Genomic DNA, 19,153 nt, shown 5'->3' with positions numbered 1-19,153 from the left:
TTCAGTCTCGCTGAATCGTAAAAACCTGCTACTCTTCGATCATGCACAGTGATTCTGCGAAGGGTTCAGCCCTTTCTACCGATGACCTTCTGAAAGCCTACACACTCGGCTACTTTCCCATGTCAGAGGGCCGCAACGACCCGGATGTGTTCTGGGTGTTGCCCGAACACCGGGGCGCGATGCCCATAAGGGACTTCCGGGCCTCCCGCTCCATTCGAAAACTGGTCCGGCAGGATGTATTTGAGGTGCGGATCAATTCAGATTTCCGCGGCACCATGTGCGCCTGTGCTGAAATGCGCAACGGTCGGGAAGATACCTGGATCAATCAACGTATTCTGGAAACATATTGCGAATTATTCGAGATGGGCTTCGCACATTCAGTCGAGGCCTGGCAGGATGACAGGATGGTCGGGGGCCTTTACGGTGTCAGCCTTGGTGGCGCGTTCTTCGGCGAAAGCATGTTCTCCCGCGTGAACAATGCCAGCAAGGTGGCGCTGGTTCATCTGGCCGGGCGTCTGATTGCCGGCGGCTACAGGTTGCTTGATACGCAGTTCTATACAGAGCATCTCAGCCAGTTCGGTGTTGAGGAAATCCCAAAGATTACCTACCAGAAATGGCTGGATGAGGCGCTCAGCTATCGGGGGGATTTTTACGCCCTGCCTCAGAGTGTCGGCGGCTCAACCATCTTGCAGTCTATCACCCAGACATCATAGACAGGATGCTCCAACGCATTGAGCGACGGGCTGGACGCGAACATCCAGCCGGAGAACAGATGATCTGTAACCTCTGCTGTATTCAGATCAGGCTCAACCGTGACAGATTCGGTCAGGGCGGCATCTATGAGTACGGCTTCAGCCGGGTCATCCTCACGCCCCAGTTGCCCTTCATAATCAGCGTCGAGCACTTGCGTCCGGGTATCGTCCAGATCATCAATTTCAAGAAAAGCTGTTGTCTCAGGAAACTCTTCCGGGGGGCGCTTGTCGCAGGTGCGTGGCGTAATCGCGAGTTCGCCAAATCGTGAGGTTTCGTCAATTTCTATTGTTAAATCAGTGTATTTCGCCGTGATCTTGTCGAGCGCCCTCAAGGTAACCGAAACCGGGATAAGCGGATTATCGGACTTGGCATCATACAAGCCACTGCCATATTTCAGACCGGAAGCAGAAATCGATAACCGCTCAAGTTCAGTGAGCTCTGCATCCGTGTCACCCTGTGGCGCGTTGACAGAGAATTGCCAGCCAAAAGCCTGATTTCCCCGCATGACAGGGCCGGACGCGACAGGCGGTGTTGCCGGCGCTGTTTCTTCACGGCGCTGTTCTGCCTGTGGATCTTCAGCAGTCTCCCAGCCGGCAGTATTCCGTTGCGTTGAGAAGCCGTCACCAGACTGGGCAAGCGCCGCAGAAATGGCCCCGGCACCAAGCGGCGCGATCAGTAAGGAAAGTGCGTGGACAAACTTCATTCTTCACTCCGGCTTACTGGTCTTCAGGCGACCATGCTTCATAGTCACGGCCAACACCTGTCTTGCCACCCTGCCCTGTGTGATAAAGGCTGCCCTTGGGGTGGTAGGCCAGCGGCGTACCGGTCATGTTTGGCAGATGCTCTTTTTCAAACTTCTGGCGCAGCAAGGGGGCTGTGGTCGGCGGTTCGTCAAATGTATGGTGGAGCCAGCCATGCCAGTCAGCAGGCACCCGGCTTGGCTCCGCAACACCATGATACGTCACCCAGCGGCGACGGCGCCCATCAGGAAAGCTCGGCTTGCCGCCTTCTTCAAAATAGCGGTTGCCCTGCGCGTCCTGTCCGATCTCTTTGGCGCCTTTGCGGAATAGTGTCCAGGAGGTGCCAAGGGTAGCAGTATCCCACCAGGCGAAAAGTTTCTTTATCATATTGCCTTGCCTTTACGGCTTTCTAGTTCGGAGTTTGGGCCAGAATATGGCCCGCTATGGGCAAGGCGTCCAGTTTTAATCAGGATTTCGCGCATCTGACTGTTGAAATTCAGTTGTTTACTTCTGACAGAATCATTGTCCCAAAAATGCTTTTCTATTGTGCCGAACACCTGAATAAAACGCACAGCATCACCATATATGGTAGAATATCAAAGGCCGGGTAAGAGAATTCGGCTGAAAAACAACGGGCCAAGAGATGAAGATAGACCGCTTTTTTACGACATCCGAGACCGGCGCTTACGGCGACATGGTGTTTCGCGAGGCAACCAGCGAACTCTATTCAATGGCTCGCAGCGCCTCGGCGCGCATCGAAGGTCTGACTGTGCCCGAAGAATGGTCGCAGACGGCTATTGATATTCTCGCGCAGAAATATCTACGCAAGGCGGGTATTCCGGCAAAGACGAAGCCTGTTGATGAAAAAGGCATTCCCGGATTTCTCGCCCGTCATGTCGCAAACGAAGACGCCCTGGCAAAACTGCCAGAGTCTGAACGCCTTACCGGCGAGCGCGATGCCACGGCAGTGTTTGACCGTATGGCGGGCGCATGGACATGGTGGGGCTGGAAAGGCGGCTATTTCGCCAGCGAAGAAGATGCCCGCGCGTATTACGACGAGATGCGGTTCATGCTTGCCAGCCAGATCGCAGCTCCCAACAGCCCGCAATGGTTCAATACCGGTCTGCACTGGGCTTATGGCATAGATGGCCCTGCCCAAGGTCATTTCTACGCAGATCACAAAACGGGTAATGTTGAACTCGCCACAACAGCTTACGAACGCCCGCAACCCCAAGCCTGCTTTATCCAGTCTGTCGAGGATGACCTCGTGACAGAAGGGGGCATCATGGACCTGTGGCGTCGCGAAGCCAGACTGTTCAAGTTTGGCTCCGGTTCAGGGACAAATTTTTCGAACATTCGCGGGGCCGGCGAGCCTCTCTCAGGTGGCGGTGTTTCATCCGGCTTGCTGAGCTTTCTGAAGGTGGGCGATGCCGCCGCAGGTGCCATAAAATCAGGCGGTGTAACCCGCCGGGCAGCAAAAATGGTCATTGTCGATATCGATCATCCGGATGTGGAAGACTTTATCGACTGGAAAGCAAGAGAAGAGCAGAAGGTCGCAGCTCTGGTGGTCGGCTCAAGGCAGGTTCAAAAGCATCTTGATGCTGTTCTTGCCGCCACGAAAATACCCGATGGAGAGGACCCATTTGACCCCGCACAAAACCCGGAGCTGAAACGCGCCATAAAAGCTGCACGGCGTGACGGCGTACCTGAGACACTTCTCAAGCGCACCATCCAATGGTCTTCGCAAGGGTATGGCGACATTGTTGTCGATACATTCAGCACAGACTGGGACGGCGAAGGCTATCGCTCTGTTTCCGGGCAGAATGCCAACAACTCAATCCGCATCAGCAACGACTTTCTCAAGGCCGTTGACAATGATGATGAATGGAATCTGACACGCCGCACCGATGGTGGCGTACATAAATCCCTGCCCGCCCGCACTTTATGGAGCAAGATCAGCGAAGCTGCCTGGCTCAGCGCCGATCCGGGTTTGCAATTTCATGATACAATCAATGAGTGGCATACCTGCCCCGCAGATGGTGAGATCAGAGGATCAAATCCGTGTTCTGAATATATGTTTCTTGACAACACGGCCTGCAACCTTGCCTCGATCAACCTGGTCAAGTTCCTTGGTGAGGACGGGACGTTTGACGCACAGGGTTTTGAACATGCCTGCAAGCTGTGGACACTGACACTTGAAATATCTGTCATGATGGCAGCCTATCCAAGCCATGAGATCGCAAAGCGCTCTCACAGTTACCGCACATTGGGCCTTGGCTACGCCAATCTTGGCGGATTGCTGATGCGTTGCGGCCTTGGCTATAATTCAGATGAAGGACGTACCGTTGCCGGGGCGATCAGTGCCCTGATGAGTGCAACCGCTTACCGGACCTCAGCCGAAATGGCCGCTGGTGTCGGTCCCTTCCCGGCCTGGCAGAAGAACGCGGCAGACATGATGCGGGTCATTCGCAACCATGCTGCAGCGGCAGGTGCTGTCTATAGCTTTGAAGGATTGACGGTCCGGCCGCAGGTGCTGGGCAAAAGCGAAACATTCAAAGGGCTTTCACTCACCGCCGCTGATATCTGGCATCAGGCAATCCAGCTTGGCGAACAGCACGGATATCGCAATGCGCAGGTTTCGGTCGTCGCCCCCACAGGCACGATTGGCCTGATCATGGATTGTGACACGACCGGCATTGAGCCGGACTTCGCATTGGTCAAGTTCAAGAAACTGGCTGGCGGGGGCCACCTGAAGATTATCAACCATGCAGTGCCCCGTGCCCTGAAAAAACTGGGCTATACTGACAGCCAGATTACTGACATCAGACATTACGCGACAGGGCGCGGTAGCTTGCGGGACGCGCCGGGCGTCAACCATGATACTTTGCGCGGCGAGGGTTTCGGTGATGCACAGATCGACGCACTGGAAAAAGCCCTGCCTGCAGCTTTTGACCTGACATATATTTTCAATGTGCACACGCTAGGGGAGTCTTTCCTGCGTGGCACGCTGGGCTTCACAGATGAGCAACTGAGCCAGTCAGGCTACAGAATGTTACGCGATCTTGGTTTTGATGACGAGGATATTCACAAAGCCAACCTTTATTGCTGCGGCACAATGACCGTTGAAGGGGCACCGCATCTGAAAGAGGAGCATCTGGCGATCTTTGACTGCGCGACACCATGCGGGCGCATCGGCACACGCGCCCTGCCCGTCAGCGCCCATATTGACATGATGGCGGCAGCGCAGCCATTCATCTCCGGCGCGATCTCGAAAACGGTCAACCTGCCAACTCAGGCAACCGTTGATGACTGCGCACGGGTTTATCGCAATGCATGGGCCAAGGGCCTGAAATCGATTGCGCTCTATCGTGACGGGTCGAAACTGTCACAACCGCTCACCAGCACCTTACTGGCCGAAAGTGATCTTGAAGACGAACTGGAAGACACGCCATTAGCAGAGAAAGCACGCATATTCACCGAGCGTGTGGTTGAACGTATTGTAGAGCGGGCGCCTGGGCGCAAACGCCTGCCCGACCGGCGCAAAGGATATATCCAGAAAGCCATTGTCGGTGGCCACAAGGTCTATCTGCACACGGGTGAATTTGATAATGGTGAACTGGGTGAGATATTCCTGGACATGCACAAGGAAGGTGCCGCTTTCCGCTCCCTGATGAATAATTTTGCCATCGCAATTTCACTCGGCCTCCAATATGGGGTGCCGCTCGAAGAATATGTGGACGCCTATCTGTTCACGCGATTTGAGCCTGCCGGCCCGGTTCAAGGCAATGACAAGATCAAGAATGCGAATTCCATTCTGGATTACATCTTCCGGGAGCTGGCTATTTCCTATTTGGGCCGTGAAGATCTTGCCCATTCAGCTGGTCAGGAAAGTTTCGACGAACTCGGTCGTGGCGTGAATGAGGAGAAAATCCAGGAAGAGGCATCGCGTCTCATTTCCAAGGGGTTCTCCCGCTCATCTACTATGGACAATCTGGTCGTCCTGCGTGGCGGAGAGTTTGACCGCCTGCGCGAGAAATTCGCACCGGCAAATGAAAGTACCGCCAGGGAGGCAGGTGTGAGTGGTGCCGGTCAGGCCAATTCCCGCCTTGCATCCGCACCAACTTCTGTTCCGGCCGGCAAGTTTGCCTCGCCCAAAGGAGAGCGGGAAGAAGCCATCATCAAAGGGTATGAAGGCGATGCCTGCCCGGATTGTGGCCAGTTCACGCTCGTGCGCTCTGGCACCTGCCTGAAATGCGAAAGCTGCGGTGCCAGCACAGGTTGTTCGTAAACAAACTGTAAATCTACTCTCCAGAACCTTAATGGTCCTGAAAGCCTGCCCTTAAAACTTTTAAGGCAGGCTATTCTGGCTGTGCGGGGGTGAATGCCATAATCTGGCATCAGGAGAATTGTGATGTTTCGCATTGTAGCGCTGGTCGTGACCGTTTTTCTGGTCCTCTTCACATATCTCTACTCTAACGCTTCCTATGAGCAGCAGCGCAGTCTGCCTGCCCCTGTGCGTGCTGCCGCGAATGACACTCTGTATGCGGTTGCCAGTCTCGTTAAAATGACCAATGATACATTTGGCACGAAACTGCGCTATGGCCTTCGACGCGCAGGAGAAGGATTTTCCCGTACAAAACCCCAAGCCTCGAAGCACGATACAGAAACCTATATCGCTGTCGGCAAGGATTTCACAGGCGCAGATTTCTCCTCTCGCATGTTATCACATGCCACTTTTACGCGCTCGTCGCTGGATCAGGCAGATTTTACCAAGACCTATCTGGATAAAGCGGCCATGGACAGTGTTGCCGCAACTGGTGCCATTTTTGACCGAACGATTATGACAGCGGCCTCGGCGCGTGGTGCAGATTTCTCTGCGGCAACCTTTGACAATGCCGATCTGACCGGATTGATGGCACAAGGGGCCATGTTGAGGGGCACGACGATTGAGTTGACTTTATTCTCTGCCGGACAGTTCACCGGGGCAATTTTTTCAAATGCGAAAATCACCAGCAGTTACGGCGACAGAAGTGTCTTCTATGGGGCTGACTTCTCCAATGCGCGCATTTCACACACTGACTTCGCCAAAGCGAATTTTGAAAAAGCGGTTTTCCATGACGCCATATTGTCAAATGTTGATCTTGCCCATGCGAACCTTGAAGGTGCGGACCTCACGCGCGCAGACCTGTCTACAACAACTGGCCTGCTTCAGAAACAGATTGATCTGGCCTGTGGAAGCAGTAAAACAAAGTTACCACAAGGACTTTCTATTAAAAACTGCGCTTGAACCTATCAGCACGCACCTGTTCACAGATCCGGTATGGTAAAAAATTTCTTAATCCGCTAACGGATGGTAACGAACGCGTTAGCATTTTGATAATGCTAGCGCAGAAAAAATACACCCTCCATTAAAGCATCCCTGAATGTGACACAGCAATGTGTCTAAACGGATCATCCTGTCTCTGAAATTTCAAAAAGAGACATCCAAATGGTTCAAAATCATCAAATTTACGAGGTTTTAACCGCAAAACCCGCTCAAAAGTTAATGGCACGGTAATTGTACTCCTCATTGGGCAAACACGTAATGAGGGAATTGATATGTTCAGTCCGGTTGCCCGCCCAACGGCAAATCAATCTAGAAAAACGGAGCGTTCCAGCTTCAAAAAGGTTGCCGCCGCCGCCGCATCACTGATTGTCTTACAGGGATGCAGCACGACTGGTTTCGAGGAACATGTGCAGCCCGTCAAAGGGCCTGACTCAACGATCAGCAAGACTGACTATACATCAGCCCTGCGCTGCGTTGCCTATCATGCGGCACGTCAGTCATTTTCTGCACCACGCATTGCTGTCGGCCATATTTCAGACATGACAGGCGCCAATGATGCCTTTAGCGGGCGCAGGATAACACAGGGCGCAACCCTGATGGCCATGACCGCTGTCAGCGACGCCGGAATGCGTCTGGTAGAGCGCTTCGACCTTGGCGTTCTTCAGGTTGAACTGGATTACGCCAATGCGGGTCTTATCCGGGACTCTGAACAATCCCTTCGCACCGTTCAGCAAGGCCAGCTTCAGGGCGCCGACCTCTATATTGTAGGCGGTATCACGGAATTTAATCCGAATATTCAGTCGGGCGCTACAGACTTCTTCATCGGCGGCTCCTCTTCATCCTCCGGTGCGCTGGCTGTCGGGCAAAACTATCAGGTGTTTGATGTCGGTATTGACCTGCGCCTTGTGGATGCTCGCTCCAGTGAAGTCCTGGCGGTACGCTCTTTCAAGAAACAGATCGTCGGCTATGAGCGCGAAGCTGGTGTGTTTGACTTCATCGGCAGTGTACTGGTTGATGTGGGCACAGGTCGCAGAGCCCTGGAGCCAGTGCAATCTGCGGTTCGGGCCACGATTGACCGGGCTGTCTTCGAATTCACCGCCGGCCTTTATAACCTGCCCCCAAGCCAGTGTTTCAGCAGTGTTGAACGCGCGCTTGACCATGCATCACCCAAACGGGGGACGGACAGGTTTGAAAACTATCATCAGCGTGCTGCATTGCAAAACAGCCAGCCTCTCGCACAAGCATCTGTTGCCGCAGAGCCGGAAGCGGTGCGCGCAACCCTGGCAAAAAATTTCTCCATCTACAGCACAGGCCCTAACAGCTATTTTGCCAAAATCGGCTTTTACGAGACTGAACAGGCCGCTCAAAGTATCTGGGAAAGTTATGCCCGGAGGTTTCCGCAGCAACTTGGCGCTGCACCATTTGAAGTCATCAGAACATCAATCGAGGGCACGAAACAGGATCTGTTCATTCTGCGCCTTGGCCCTCTGACACAGAATTCCGCCAACACGATTTGTTCACTGGTTGAGGGCAACTGCAGCTCAATCTCAGCGGGCACGTCGGTTTTATCCCAACCCTATCAGCGTCAGCCTGGCGGATCCCTGGCGCTGCGTCGATCTCTCAGATCGCGATAACAACCAACCACCACACTACCCAGGTTTCAACCACCGAAAGGAGACCACCATGAAGAAAGCAACTCTAACATCAATCGCCCTCATCAGCGCATCCTGTCTGAGCATGGGAACAGCCCTCGCCGGGTCTGACACAGTCAATGATCTCGACAATGATCAAAACAACTGGGCCAAAGTCCGTGCGACTCTGAATGCCAGTCTGGATGCTGTTTCTGAAGAAGTAGAACTGACTTCAGCTGCAATCGGCAACAGCTTCGCTGCTGAACTTGGCGGGCGCACAAATATTGTGAACGATCAGGCTCAAGGTCTGCGCCCGAACGATCAGCAGTTCTTCGACAACAACGTAACGGCTAATGTGAATCTACATGCGTCCGATACTGTAGGCTCTATCAATGCAACGGCAGCAGCCATCGGAAACTCAGCGTCCATCACTGTTGATGATCCAGAAGGCGGCGCATCACAACTGACACGCGTTACAAATAATCAGGTTGACTATACCGCAGGCGCGCGCGCTAGAATTGATGCTTCAATCGCTGGCTCTGACGAGACTGTCGAGTTGACATCAGCTGCCATCAACAACAGCTTTTCAGCTGACGTAACTGGCAACGCCCGCATCACGAACACCCAGTTCGGTCTGCGAAATAATGATGCATTTGCCACAACCAATCTGACAGCAACTGACACTGTTGGCACGATCGCAGGCACAACGGCTGCTATCGGCAACTCTGCAGCCATTGCATTCGATAATGATTTGAACCCTGGTACTTCAGGCACAAGCGTTATCAACAACAATCAGTTCGTCAGAGGGCAGAGCGAAATCGCTGCACACCTCAATGTGAACGGTCGCAATCTGAGTGGACCGAACGGTACAGCTATCGAAACGACAGCTGCCGCCATCGCAAACTCTTTCTCTGTCGAAGGTCAGGGCAGCCTGGTTTCCAACAACCTGCAACGCTTCAACGGCGATGCGCGCGCTGTGGCAAATCTGGAGCTTGATGACATCACCGGTGATGTGACACATACTTCTGCCGCAATCGGCAACTCTGCATCATATGACATCGAAAATGCAGACCATGTGTCCATCAACAACCGTCAGTGGGCGTCTTATGACCCAACTGCGATCACAAATGCCAATTTCGGTGAAATCGAAGGCGACGTTAGCCTGACAAGTGCTGCAATTACAAACACCTTGTCAATTACGACATTGCCATCCACTGCTGTACTTGATGTGAACACGCAACAGTACAACGGCGCCCTGACACAGGCTGTCGTCAATGCAGACCTTGGTGATGTAACAGGTAACGTATCAATCACAGCAGCTGCCATCGGCAACTCTGTGAATATCGCCAACCTGCCTAACTAATCGACAAGGCAGTCCACAACAAGGTCAGGCGCAACCGCGCCTGACCAACTGTCGAAAAGGGTAAGAAAATGCGTATACTTCCACTTCTCCTATCAGGCACAGCAACCTTTCTGACTCTGTCAGCAGGAACGGCCAGTGCTCAAAATCAGGGTGGCGAAAGCCTACTGACCCCATACGGTCAGACCCGCAGCGCCTATGCAGAGCCCTACCAGACCAATAAGCGCGATCCTCAAGGTACGCGCATCATCGTCAATGGACGTATCATTGATGCCGGTGATGCTTCCGGTCCTGCACCGGGTGGCCTTGCAACAAGCTATCGTGCTGGTGTTTCATCAGGAAACGGGTCAACCCTCAGATCAACAACACTCAATGCAGTCAGCATCGGGAACAGTGTAGAACTGAACGGGATCAACAACTCTGTCATCAATATCAATCAGCGTAACTTTGGCAACCAGATGTCCGTTGTGAATGCACGCTGAAGCTTATTGGACGAAATCGTACTTACCGCCCTTGGCCAAGGCTTTCTGATAATTTGGTAAGGCGTGAATACGATCAAGAAACTCGCTGATGTTCGGGAAGGACCTGCCCAATCCGGCCCGGGCAGACGCTGCTTCCAGCGGAAAACTCATCATGATGTCAGCCCCGCTCATTTCTTCGCCGGCAAACCAGCCGGTTTCAGACAAGGCACTTTCCCAGTGCACCATGCTCCGCTGAACATTCGGGTCAACATAACTCTCAAGAACCTTGTCAGCAATCTTGTGAGCGATCTGTTTCACCACGATTGGCAGTTTCTGTTCCTTGACACGGGTAAAGATCAACTTCAGAACCAACTGTGCAGCCGCAGTGCCCTCAGCATGATGCAGCCAGTAACGATAGTTGAGACGGTCCTGCGCTCCGCCGACAGGCTGTAGTCTGCCATCACCATATTTCTCAATCAGATACTCAACGATCGCACCACTTTCAGCCACCACTAGGTCACCGTCAGTAATAATCGGGGACTTGCCAAGTGGATGCACATCCAGCAGCTCTTTCGGTGCCAGCGATGTTTCCTTGTCACGCTCATAATGACGGATCTCGTACGCCGTCCCGAGTTCTTCCAGCAGCCAGATGATGCGCTGTGAGCGCGAATTTTCCAGGTGGTGTACAACAATCATCAGGCTGCCCTCGTTTTCGTGCGACTACAGGTTCAATATATTGAACCTATTGAATGTTTTATCTAGTGCGACAACCATCAATGACCATCCTGAAAACCGTCTCGCCGCTTTTGAGAGGATCGACGCTCGCCTAAGCGCCGTATGTAGCTTTCAGATAGCGACGGATCTTCAGCGCGCCTGTATATGTTTCGTTGGTATTCGGGTCTATCAGTTGCGGTATGCCGCCACCTGCCAGTGGTGCTGGCTGCCACAGATATTCAATTTCCATCTCGCAGAGTTTTTCTTTGACAATACGCGTCGCGGGTGAGCGCTCCGACCCATAAAGCTCAAGGGCTTTGGCCGGCGCAATCGACTTGCTCCTGAAGGTCCCGCCCATCAACCGCATCAGAACAGCAAACTGGGACAGTATCTGACCAACTGGTCCCAGCCAGTGCACCAATGGGCGTTTCCTGTCGCCATATGTATCACGCAGATAACGGGCAATATCAGCACTTTCATACATGCGCACATCTGTATTCGGATCAATCAGATACGGAAACTGTGCCTTGCCGCCAATTTCTTTCAGCTTCGGGCGAAATCTCTCTCCCCCTTTCGGGCATGGCCGCATCAGCACGGTTACACCCGTCTCGGAAACAGCTTCGCGGGCGATACGGCAATAGGGACAGCCCTCAAACTCATAAAGCACGAGAGGCTCGTCGGTCAGCACCCGGTCAGGCGCACTGCCCGCACCCAGGCGCAAAACAGACGCTGCAAAAGACAAACTGATATTTACTGGATGAAGCAGTGTCATTGGCTCAATCCCCCGGATTTTTTTTCTTCATATCAGCTTTTGAGCAATTTGGCAGCCTCGGAAATCGCAAGCCGCTAAAGGCTGGTAGGTTGACAGCAGCGTGATTAGTTATTATGTGAACTTTATAAAATAAAGTATATGACTTTGATTTTAACGATCAGGGGGAACAACCGGTGACTGCACGAGACGACTTACCGATACAGCTGGCAGGCACAGCAAAAAAATATGGCAAGGTGCGTGCACTTGAGGGTGTAAACCTGACGATTGAGGCCGGCGGCATAACTGCCATTCTGGGGCCCAATGGCGCAGGCAAAACGACTCTGATCAATATCCTTCTCGGGCTTGTCGCACCAAGTGCTGGCAAGGCGACGGTCTTTGGCGGCAAGCCCGGCCGGATGGCCGCGCGGCGGCGTATTGGCGCCATGCTGCAGGATACGGAACTGCCAGAAAACCTGACGGTTTCCGAACATCTGGCCCTCTTCTCCGCCTATTATCCCGATCCGCGGCCAGTAGAAGACTCACTGGCTCTGGGGGGGCTGGGTGACCTTGCCGGGCGCAAGTACAATAACCTTTCAGGCGGGCAGAAACGTCGGGTCCAGTTTGCCGCGGCAGTCGCGGGCAAGCCGGAACTGGTCTTCCTTGATGAACCGACAACCGGCCTGGACCTGGAAGCACGCCAGAAACTCTGGCAGGTCGTTCAAGGCCTGGCCGAAGAAGGCGTGACGATCATCCTCACGACCCATTATCTCGAGGAAGCAGATAATCTGGCCGACAGGATAGTAGTTATAGATCAGGGCCAACTGGTTGCTGACGGGGCAACAGCGGAAATTCGTGCCCGGGTCGGGGGGAAGAAAGTGCGCTGCCTGACAACCCTTGAGGCAGCACAGGTTGAGGCGCAGGCGGAAGTACGCTCTGCTCTCCGGGCCGGTCGCTATCTGGACATTCTGACATCAGATGAAATTGCTACACTGCGGATGCTTCTCTCACATGATGAGACCATCAGTGATATAAGCGTCTCCGGCACCGGGCTGGAAGACGCCTTCCGCGCGCTCACAGGCCATCAAACACAAGGAGACCTGTCATGAATATTCTGACCGCCCTCTCCCGCGAATGCGCTGCAGAAACACTTAAGTTCCTGCGTGCGCCAGAATTCCTGCTACCGACAATCGCCTTCCCCGTTATTTTTTACTCCATCTTTGGTGTCATGATGGGGCGTGGCGGACCACAAGCTGCCTATTTGCTGGCAACATTCGGTGTCTTTGCTGTCATGGGGCCAGCCATGTTCGGCTTTGGTGTTGGCGTTGCCATGGAAAAGGATCGCGGCTGGCTGGATCTCAAGCGTGTCGCGCCTATGCCAGTCTGGATTTACCTTGTTTCAAAGCTGTTTGGTGCACTGATTTTTTCAGCTTTTACTCTGGCCATACTTTACGCGGTCGGCGGCTGGCTTGGCGGTGTTGAACTGGCCCGTCCGATCTGGGGACAACTTGTCCTTGTACATCTGTCAGTGACATTACCGTTCGCGTTACTGGGTCTTACCATCGGGTTTCTGGTCAAAGGCAACGGCGCCGTTGCGATTACCAACCTGATCTTTCTCGGCCTCGCCCTGCTTGGCGGTTTATGGATGCCCGCGAGCATGTTTCCTGACTGGTTCCAGGCGGTTGGCAGCCTGACACCGTCCTATCACGCCGGGCAGACCGCCCTTTCCGTGATCGGTATGGGTGATGATACCGGACAACATTTATCCGTACTTGGACTCTACACTGCAGGTTTCGCCGCCCTGGCGATGATTGCCTGGGGTCTGCAACGGCGCTGAAACGATATTCCCTGGAAGGACATCAGACATGCTGAACAAGACAACGCCCATATTCCTGATTGCCGCCGTCGTCCTGCTGCTGACGCTGGTGATGATACTTCCCACACCCTGAAGCTAATGAAACAAGTTGTCAGCAGGGCACTTTTCCTCTTGTACAATCGGCGCTAAGTCAGGCCGCATAAAAGAGGACAAAAGCTGATATGAGCATCAATACACCATCAGAAGACGGCGCTGACCTGCAGATCGGTGCGACCGATGCAGGCATGGTAAGGCTTTATGTTTTCTCGGACACGCTCGACCTGCCCTTGGATTTTGACCCGGAAGACGCCGAAGCGATTGCCGAGGAATTGATCGCTGCTGCCAAGGCTGCCCGGCAGGTGAAAGGCTGACCTTACCAGCCCCCACCGCCGCCGCCGCCGCCGCCGCCGCCAGAAAATCCGCCACCGCCACCGCCTGATGACGATGAACTCTGTGGCAGGGCAGCTGTGACGCCGGAAGACAATCCGGTGACCAAAGCGCTGTTCATGGCAGCCAGGGATTGCCGACCACTGCCATGGTGAAAACTGCCCCAATGGGGGGTGTAGTCCTCTGCTTCACGCGGGATCAGTTTCTCAAAATGTTCTGTCCACGGCTTTTCAAGATCAAGCGCAATCGCATAAGGCAAGAACCGTTCATAACGCTCTTTGGTCATGGCAGGCGGCACAGCTGCCCCCACTTCTGCCGTATTGAGCTGCAACTGTTCGGCCGTTTCGAGATATAATCTGAAACCTTCTATCTCGGTGCGTATATCCTGCCCTTTCCGGGTCGGTGCCGGAATGACATACATGAACCAGAAATTGAGACCTGCCAGCGCCAGAACCGCCAGCGTATGCCAGACAGTCCATGTGGTGACAAAAGCCAGCGAGATCAGGACAGCGATGATACTTAACCCCAACGCCATCAGAACATATAGAATGTTCCAGCGGAAATAGTCCTTCCCGTAGCGTGCTGATAGCTGCTTGCTGAATTCGGTATAGGCCGACGTAAAGGTCTCATCATATTTGCTGCCAAGCATGAAAACAGACCGTGAGGCGAAAAGTGCCTTGAGAAATTTCTGGCTTTCGTCAGGCAAGTCCCATTCTTCACTGGCTGATTTCACCAGCGTCACGCTCGTCTTTTTATCAGAATGTGAATCAAGTCGCAGAACCGCTTTGATACCCGCATTCATCAACGTCGCGATGAGAGCATTATGCCCGCTCACGGCCCTGTACCAGAGATGGTGCACGGCAGCCGGAGAATATCCTTCCGGCGGGGCATAGCGCGGAAATACCGGTCCCTTGACCGGGTCACGCCCAACCCGGTTGAATTGACTGTTAAAAAGCACAAACAGGCCAAACCCCGAAACGATCAGGATGGCGAGCGCTCCGTTGCGTTGCCACCATCGGGAGATTTGCTCCTCTCGTGTAGGCGGGTCGATCACTCCCTTTTCGAGCGACAGGGAAACTGTCAGGCCTTCGCGAATAGCCAGTTCACCCAGAGCAGTGAATATGTGTCTGTTGCCCTGATTACTGTAGCTGTAATCCTGCGCCGAGGAGCCCAACGGACCTGTGTAAGCGTCCTGGGCCACCACTTGCGAATCTGATGGCAGGACGATGGTGGCACGGGCCGACAGGATGGGGAAATTCCAGTAAGAGCCAGTGGCATTCCAGTAAAGTTCATCCACCTGCTGTTGATAACGTATCTGGTTCGCGACCCTGTACTCGATAAGATAAGTATGCTGACCAACGGGCAGAAAGTAATCTGCCCGGCCGATACGAATGCGATACGCCTGCCCGTCGGTACTGAACTGAAATCTTTCAGATTGGCCATTGCGCCTTACGTTCAGCACATCATAGTCGAACGGCAGGCGCATCATGTCATCTTCAAAATAGCGCGGCAGATCACGGAAAATGCCGCGTTTGATCTGGTTGCCTTCCACGGTGACTGTAATCTCTTCAGTAACGATAATATCGCCACTCGTTTCAACCTCAATGGTCACATTGAAACTGTTGATGACCTCAGCTGCCTGCGCCGAAAAGGTCAGGAATACAGACAGGAAAATGCTCAGCAAAGCTGCTGACGGAACTGATTTACCAGACATCATGCAGCATCCAGTCTAACTGGCGGCACCATCTTGTCAGCCGTGGTGATTTCAAAATATGCGGCGATGACAAAGCCAAAGGCACCTGCAATGATCGAGTTGGGGAAACTCTGAACGCTTGTGTTCAACTTCCGCACGGCACCATTATAGAAGCGTCGCGCCATTTCGATTTTTTCCTCCGTTTCAACCAGCTCCTGCTGCAGCTTCAGGAAGTTTTCACTTGCCTTGAGATCGGGGTATTCTTCAGCCACGGCCACCAGTCGCGCAACCGGGCGGGACAAGGCTGTTTCTGCCGCCCCGCGCTGTTGCTTGTCATCCCCGGCTGCCAGCGCATTGGCTCGTTTTTCTGCAATACGTTCAAATAGTTGCTGCTCATGGAGGGCATACCCCTGAACACTGGCCACCAGTTGCGGCACCAGGTTGGCCCGCCGCTTCAACTGAACGTCTATATCTGCCCAGCCATTTTCCACCAACTGGCGCCGCTGGACCAGACGGTTATAAATAAAGGCAGCAGCACCGCCGACAGCAATGAAAAGAGCAATGATAAGCATAGGTAGATCCATGAAGCCCCCGCTTTGTTTCTACGCACTATCCTCCAATCCGTTTGCTTTGTTAAGAACACAAGACGCTGCAGCTGTCAGGAACCAAATTCCGCGCCATGAATTGGACTTAAAGTCGCTTTAGCCCCGGCTCTATGTTAAGTGTCGGGTCAAATGTTGAGGAGAATTCTACCCATGCGCATTATCACATGGATTGTCGGCGGTATCGTAGCGCTCGGTGTTATTGGCGTGATCGCCCTGAATGTCATTATATCGGGCGGTGACCACAAGACCCTGATTGAAGAGCAGGCGACAAAAGCGCTGGGCCGCACGGTGACTGTGGAAGAAGTCACAGACAGCCGCATTTTCCCCAACCCGAGCTTCGGCCTGAAAGGACTGGTGATTGCCAACGCAGACGGCATGAGCGACCCCTATTTTGCGTCGGTCGGTGAAGCCCGCATCCAGGTCAAACTGATGCCGCTTATTACGTCACGCGGCAATGACATTCAGATAGACGGATTTGTGCTGACCGCCCCCCAGGTAAATCTTGAAAAACGCGCAAACGGCGACGTCAACTGGCTGCTTGGCACAAGCACAGACGCACCAGAATCAGAAGCAGACAGTGAAACGGACAGTGCGGGTACGAGCGATCGCGACTTCAATCTTGGCACCGTCCAGCTGACAGAGGGAAAAGTCACGTACCGTGATGGTGCATCCGATCAGGTGTTTATTGCAGATGATGCGGATATTACGCTGACGCTGACAAGTCTCGCAGATCCGTTGAAAGTAGACGGCACCATGCTTTTTCAGGGCGAGCCAGCTTCCCTGAAAGCAACCGTCACAACGCCCCGGGCGCTCATGGATAATACAGCTGCATCCATCAATCTGAATTTTGGGGTAAGCGACAATACGGTGGACACACAGATCAATCTTGCTGGGGGTGATCTGGCCTATGATGGCTTTCTCGACATCGACGCCCCATCCCTGAAAAGCCTGCTGGCAACGCTCGGCATGGATTTACCAGTAGAGAACGGCTTCAACAGACTGAATATTTCGGGTGATGTTTCAGGCACCGGTACACGCATGAGTTTCAGTGATGCCAATATCACCTTTGATGAAATCAGTAACGACGCCAACGGCACAACAGATATTGTATTTGACTGGGGCGGCACCCGCCCGAAAGTCAGTGGCCAGATTGACCTGACGGCGCTTGATCTGCGTCCCTATCTGCCGGAACCCAGTGAGCAGGTAACCGCCGCAAAGGCCGACAAGAATGCTGCTTTTCCGCCATGGCCGGAAGACAGGATTGACTTCTCCCCGTTGCGCGCTGTTGACGTTGATCTTAAAGCAACGACAGAGAGTATCTTTCTGCACGGGATGACGTTTGGCTCCAGTGGCCTTGATTTCAATATCAACAATGGAGTGCTGACTGCTGCGCTTACAGAATTGAACCTGTATGATGGCGGTGGACGCGGGACCCTATATGTAAATTCCCGTCAGAATTCGCCAACAGTTGAATTGCGCAATGTCAGCCTGACCGGGATGAATGCCCAGACTTTCGCAACAGAAGTGCTGGGACTTTCCCGATTGAGCGGCGTTGGCGGCCTGGACGCAAACCTTTCCGCTCGCGGCTCAACCGTCGCTGATTTCATGCGTACATTGAGTGGCTCAGGCAGTTTTGCGATCGACAAGGGAGCAGTTGAGGGTGTTGATATTGGCAAGATCGTCAAATCTGCCAGCGCCCTGCTTGACGGCGTTCAGGGCGGCAATTTTGATGTATCCGCACTGGCAACGGCTGTAGCAGCAGCACAAGGACCGGCATCAGAAACACAATTCACCAATCTCAATTCCAGCTTTCAGGTCAATAACGGTCTCCTGCAGGCGCAGAATATTCTCATGCAGGGGCCGTTCTTCATGATCGAGGGGAATGGCCGGGTGAACCTGCCGGATCAGAGCATGACAATGCAGTTTGTACCGACAGTGTATCAGACACTGGAAGCTGTTTCTGGCCGTAAGCTGAATATTCCGCTGCAGGTCAGTGGCACATTCAATCAGCCCAAAGTCGGCTTTGACACACAGGGCCTTGTCCGCGGCGTTGTGGAAGATCGCCTGCGGGGATTGCTTGGCGATGCGACGGGCACGCAGTTAAACGGTGAGCAAAGCATCGAGGACAACCTGCGCGGCCTGGCGGGAGATGCCCTGAGCCGGAGGCTTGGCGGTGGCGATCAGGACGACACTGCCGGAGAAGAGAACGAAGAAGAAGCTTCAACAGAAGAAGAAATTGCCGGCGCCCTGATCAACGGCCTATTTGGCAATCGCCAAAAGGATGAGGACTGATCTTCATTCTCCCCTCTCCTGTCGAGGATAAATGACATGCCAAAACTCTACATGATCCGTCATGGCAGGGCCGCAGCAGGCTGGGACAGTGACCCTGACCCCGGCCTTCACGAAGAAGGTCACCAGCAGGCACAGCGGGTGATCGACCATCTTGCCGGACTGGCCCCAATGCCCATCATCACCAGCCCGATGCGGCGCTGCCGCGAGACGGCGACACCACTTGCGCAGCACTGGAATATCATCCCGCAAACAGAGCCACGAGTCTCTGAAATCGAAAGCCCGATCCCGGACCTTGCCCAACGAACCGTCTGGTTGCGCCAGTTGATGACAGGCACATGGTCTGACAGCAGCACTGCCTGTCAGCAATGGCGAAACACCGTTATCGACACACTCAGGCAGTACACAGAAGATACTGTTATCTTCTCACATTTTGTAGCCATTAACGCGGCGCTGGGTGCCGCGACAGATGACGACCAGGTGCTCATAAGTCATCCGGATTATTGCGCCATCACAATTTTTTCAACCGATAGTGGACGCCTTGCTCTGGTTGAACAAGGCAAAGAGGCCGAGACAGTCGTCAGATAGTCC

The 19,153-nt window shown here is 53.6% G+C and carries 17 protein-coding genes; 11 read left to right on the top strand and 6 right to left on the bottom strand.

Going from position 1 to position 19,153, the window contains the following annotated elements; translation table 11 throughout:
* Positions 1-41: 41 nt before the first annotated feature.
* Positions 42-713: a leucyl/phenylalanyl-tRNA--protein transferase gene (aat, locus tag RAL90_RS04850; protein WP_306253395.1), complete on the top strand. Its 672-nt coding sequence runs from the start codon at positions 42-44 to the stop codon at positions 711-713.
* Here aat and RAL90_RS04845 read toward each other — a convergent pair.
* Both RAL90_RS04845 and RAL90_RS04840 read right to left on the bottom strand, forming a co-directional pair.
* A complete protein-coding gene (locus tag RAL90_RS04845; protein WP_306253394.1) occupies positions 662-1,456 on the bottom strand; it encodes a DUF2155 domain-containing protein in 795 nt (264 codons plus the stop codon). The genes aat and RAL90_RS04845 overlap by 52 nt on opposite strands.
* A gap of 13 nt (positions 1,457-1,469) precedes the next feature.
* The gene (locus RAL90_RS04840) at positions 1,470-1,880 is read right to left on the bottom strand and encodes an NADH:ubiquinone oxidoreductase subunit NDUFA12 (protein WP_306253393.1); all 411 of its coding nucleotides are present in this window, start codon (positions 1,878-1,880) and stop codon (positions 1,470-1,472) included.
* Positions 1,881-2,136: 256 nt separating this feature from the next.
* On the opposite strand from RAL90_RS04840, the gene RAL90_RS04835 reads away from it, so the two are divergent.
* From RAL90_RS04835 to RAL90_RS04815, 5 genes are all read left to right on the top strand, one after another.
* Positions 2,137-5,781: a vitamin B12-dependent ribonucleotide reductase gene (locus RAL90_RS04835; RefSeq protein WP_306253392.1), complete on the top strand. Its 3,645-nt coding sequence runs from the start codon at positions 2,137-2,139 to the stop codon at positions 5,779-5,781.
* Positions 5,782-5,904: 123 nt separating this feature from the next.
* On the top strand, positions 5,905-6,780 hold the full coding sequence (locus tag RAL90_RS04830) for a pentapeptide repeat-containing protein (RefSeq protein ID WP_306253391.1): 876 nt from the start codon (positions 5,905-5,907) through the stop codon (positions 6,778-6,780).
* A gap of 311 nt (positions 6,781-7,091) precedes the next feature.
* A complete protein-coding gene (locus tag RAL90_RS04825) occupies positions 7,092-8,453 on the top strand; it encodes a CsgG/HfaB family protein (RefSeq protein ID WP_306253390.1) in 1,362 nt (453 codons plus the stop codon).
* A 49-nt stretch (positions 8,454-8,502) separates the two neighbouring features.
* On the top strand, positions 8,503-9,813 hold the full coding sequence (locus RAL90_RS04820) for a hypothetical protein (RefSeq protein WP_306253389.1): 1,311 nt from the start codon (positions 8,503-8,505) through the stop codon (positions 9,811-9,813).
* 68 nt (positions 9,814-9,881) lie between these two features.
* Positions 9,882-10,292 (top strand): hypothetical protein, encoded by a 411-nt coding sequence (locus tag RAL90_RS04815; protein ID WP_306253388.1) that lies wholly within the window; start codon positions 9,882-9,884, stop codon positions 10,290-10,292.
* A gap of 3 nt (positions 10,293-10,295) precedes the next feature.
* On the opposite strand, the gene RAL90_RS04810 is transcribed toward RAL90_RS04815, so the two are convergent.
* Positions 10,296-10,967, bottom strand: coding sequence for a glutathione S-transferase family protein (locus tag RAL90_RS04810; protein ID WP_306253387.1), 672 nt, complete (start codon positions 10,965-10,967; stop codon positions 10,296-10,298).
* Positions 10,968-11,097: 130 nt separating this feature from the next.
* Positions 11,098-11,757, bottom strand: coding sequence for a glutathione S-transferase N-terminal domain-containing protein (locus RAL90_RS04805; protein ID WP_306253386.1), 660 nt, complete (start codon positions 11,755-11,757; stop codon positions 11,098-11,100).
* 173 nt (positions 11,758-11,930) lie between these two features.
* Here RAL90_RS04805 and RAL90_RS04800 point away from each other — a divergent pair, with 173 nt between their 5' ends.
* The 3 genes from RAL90_RS04800 to RAL90_RS04790 all read left to right on the top strand — a co-directional run bounded on the left by RAL90_RS04800 (position 11,931) and on the right by RAL90_RS04790 (position 13,959).
* The gene (locus RAL90_RS04800) at positions 11,931-12,842 is read left to right on the top strand and encodes an ABC transporter ATP-binding protein (protein ID WP_306253385.1); all 912 of its coding nucleotides are present in this window, start codon (positions 11,931-11,933) and stop codon (positions 12,840-12,842) included.
* Positions 12,839-13,570 carry an ABC transporter permease gene (locus tag RAL90_RS04795; protein ID WP_306253384.1) on the top strand — a complete coding sequence of 244 codons (732 nt, stop codon included), beginning with the start codon at positions 12,839-12,841 and terminating at the stop codon, positions 13,568-13,570. Before RAL90_RS04800 ends, RAL90_RS04795 begins: the two co-directional genes overlap by 4 nt.
* A gap of 200 nt (positions 13,571-13,770) precedes the next feature.
* Entirely contained in the window at positions 13,771-13,959 is a 189-nt protein-coding gene (locus RAL90_RS04790) for a DUF6324 family protein (RefSeq protein WP_306253383.1), read from the top strand.
* A 2-nt stretch (positions 13,960-13,961) separates the two neighbouring features.
* On the opposite strand, the gene RAL90_RS04785 is transcribed toward RAL90_RS04790, so the two are convergent.
* Together RAL90_RS04785 and RAL90_RS04780 are read right to left on the bottom strand one after the other, a co-directional pair.
* Positions 13,962-15,689 (bottom strand): DUF2207 domain-containing protein, encoded by a 1,728-nt coding sequence (locus RAL90_RS04785; RefSeq protein ID WP_306253382.1) that lies wholly within the window; start codon positions 15,687-15,689, stop codon positions 13,962-13,964.
* Positions 15,689-16,240 (bottom strand): LemA family protein, encoded by a 552-nt coding sequence (locus RAL90_RS04780; protein WP_372340429.1) that lies wholly within the window; start codon positions 16,238-16,240, stop codon positions 15,689-15,691. Before RAL90_RS04780 ends, RAL90_RS04785 begins: the two co-directional genes overlap by 1 nt.
* A gap of 183 nt (positions 16,241-16,423) precedes the next feature.
* Between RAL90_RS04780 and RAL90_RS04775 the strand changes: the two genes are divergently transcribed.
* Together RAL90_RS04775 and RAL90_RS04770 are read left to right on the top strand one after the other, a co-directional pair.
* Positions 16,424-18,565 carry an AsmA family protein gene (locus RAL90_RS04775; protein ID WP_306253380.1) on the top strand — a complete coding sequence of 714 codons (2,142 nt, stop codon included), beginning with the start codon at positions 16,424-16,426 and terminating at the stop codon, positions 18,563-18,565.
* Between the two features lie 36 nt (positions 18,566-18,601).
* Complete coding sequence (locus RAL90_RS04770) at positions 18,602-19,150, top strand: histidine phosphatase family protein (RefSeq protein WP_306253379.1); 549 nt, start codon at positions 18,602-18,604, stop codon at positions 19,148-19,150.
* Positions 19,151-19,153: the final 3 nt, after the last annotated feature.

This window comes from Parvularcula sp. IMCC14364, from assembly GCF_030758415.1.
Classification (GTDB): domain Bacteria; phylum Pseudomonadota; class Alphaproteobacteria; order Caulobacterales; family Parvularculaceae; genus Aquisalinus.
Note: the sequence above shows the minus strand (reverse complement) of the source record. Positions and strands in the feature narration are given on the sequence as shown.

Excerpts from the sequence above, each read along its gene's own strand:
- RAL90_RS04785 (WP_306253382.1), bottom strand. The coding sequence starts at position 15,689 with ATGTCTGGTAAATCAGTTCCGTCAGCAGCTTTGCTGAGCATTTTCCTG.
- RAL90_RS04775 (WP_306253380.1), top strand. The coding sequence starts at position 16,424 with ATGCGCATTATCACATGGATTGTCGGCGGTATCGTAGCGCTCGGTGTT.
- RAL90_RS04770 (WP_306253379.1), top strand. The coding sequence starts at position 18,602 with ATGCCAAAACTCTACATGATCCGTCATGGCAGGGCCGCAGCAGGCTGG.
- RAL90_RS04835 (WP_306253392.1), top strand. The coding sequence starts at position 2,137 with ATGAAGATAGACCGCTTTTTTACGACATCCGAGACCGGCGCTTACGGC.
- RAL90_RS04795 (WP_306253384.1), top strand. The coding sequence starts at position 12,839 with ATGAATATTCTGACCGCCCTCTCCCGCGAATGCGCTGCAGAAACACTT.
- aat (WP_306253395.1), top strand. The coding sequence starts at position 42 with ATGCACAGTGATTCTGCGAAGGGTTCAGCCCTTTCTACCGATGACCTT.
- RAL90_RS04815 (WP_306253388.1), top strand. The coding sequence starts at position 9,882 with ATGCGTATACTTCCACTTCTCCTATCAGGCACAGCAACCTTTCTGACT.
- RAL90_RS04780 (WP_372340429.1), bottom strand. The coding sequence starts at position 16,240 with ATGCTTATCATTGCTCTTTTCATTGCTGTCGGCGGTGCTGCTGCCTTT.
- RAL90_RS04805 (WP_306253386.1), bottom strand. The coding sequence starts at position 11,757 with ATGACACTGCTTCATCCAGTAAATATCAGTTTGTCTTTTGCAGCGTCT.
- RAL90_RS04845 (WP_306253394.1), bottom strand. The coding sequence starts at position 1,456 with ATGAAGTTTGTCCACGCACTTTCCTTACTGATCGCGCCGCTTGGTGCC.
- RAL90_RS04810 (WP_306253387.1), bottom strand. The coding sequence starts at position 10,967 with ATGATTGTTGTACACCACCTGGAAAATTCGCGCTCACAGCGCATCATC.
- RAL90_RS04790 (WP_306253383.1), top strand. The coding sequence starts at position 13,771 with ATGAGCATCAATACACCATCAGAAGACGGCGCTGACCTGCAGATCGGT.
- RAL90_RS04825 (WP_306253390.1), top strand. The coding sequence starts at position 7,092 with ATGTTCAGTCCGGTTGCCCGCCCAACGGCAAATCAATCTAGAAAAACG.
- RAL90_RS04830 (WP_306253391.1), top strand. The coding sequence starts at position 5,905 with ATGTTTCGCATTGTAGCGCTGGTCGTGACCGTTTTTCTGGTCCTCTTC.
- RAL90_RS04820 (WP_306253389.1), top strand. The coding sequence starts at position 8,503 with ATGAAGAAAGCAACTCTAACATCAATCGCCCTCATCAGCGCATCCTGT.
- RAL90_RS04840 (WP_306253393.1), bottom strand. The coding sequence starts at position 1,880 with ATGATAAAGAAACTTTTCGCCTGGTGGGATACTGCTACCCTTGGCACC.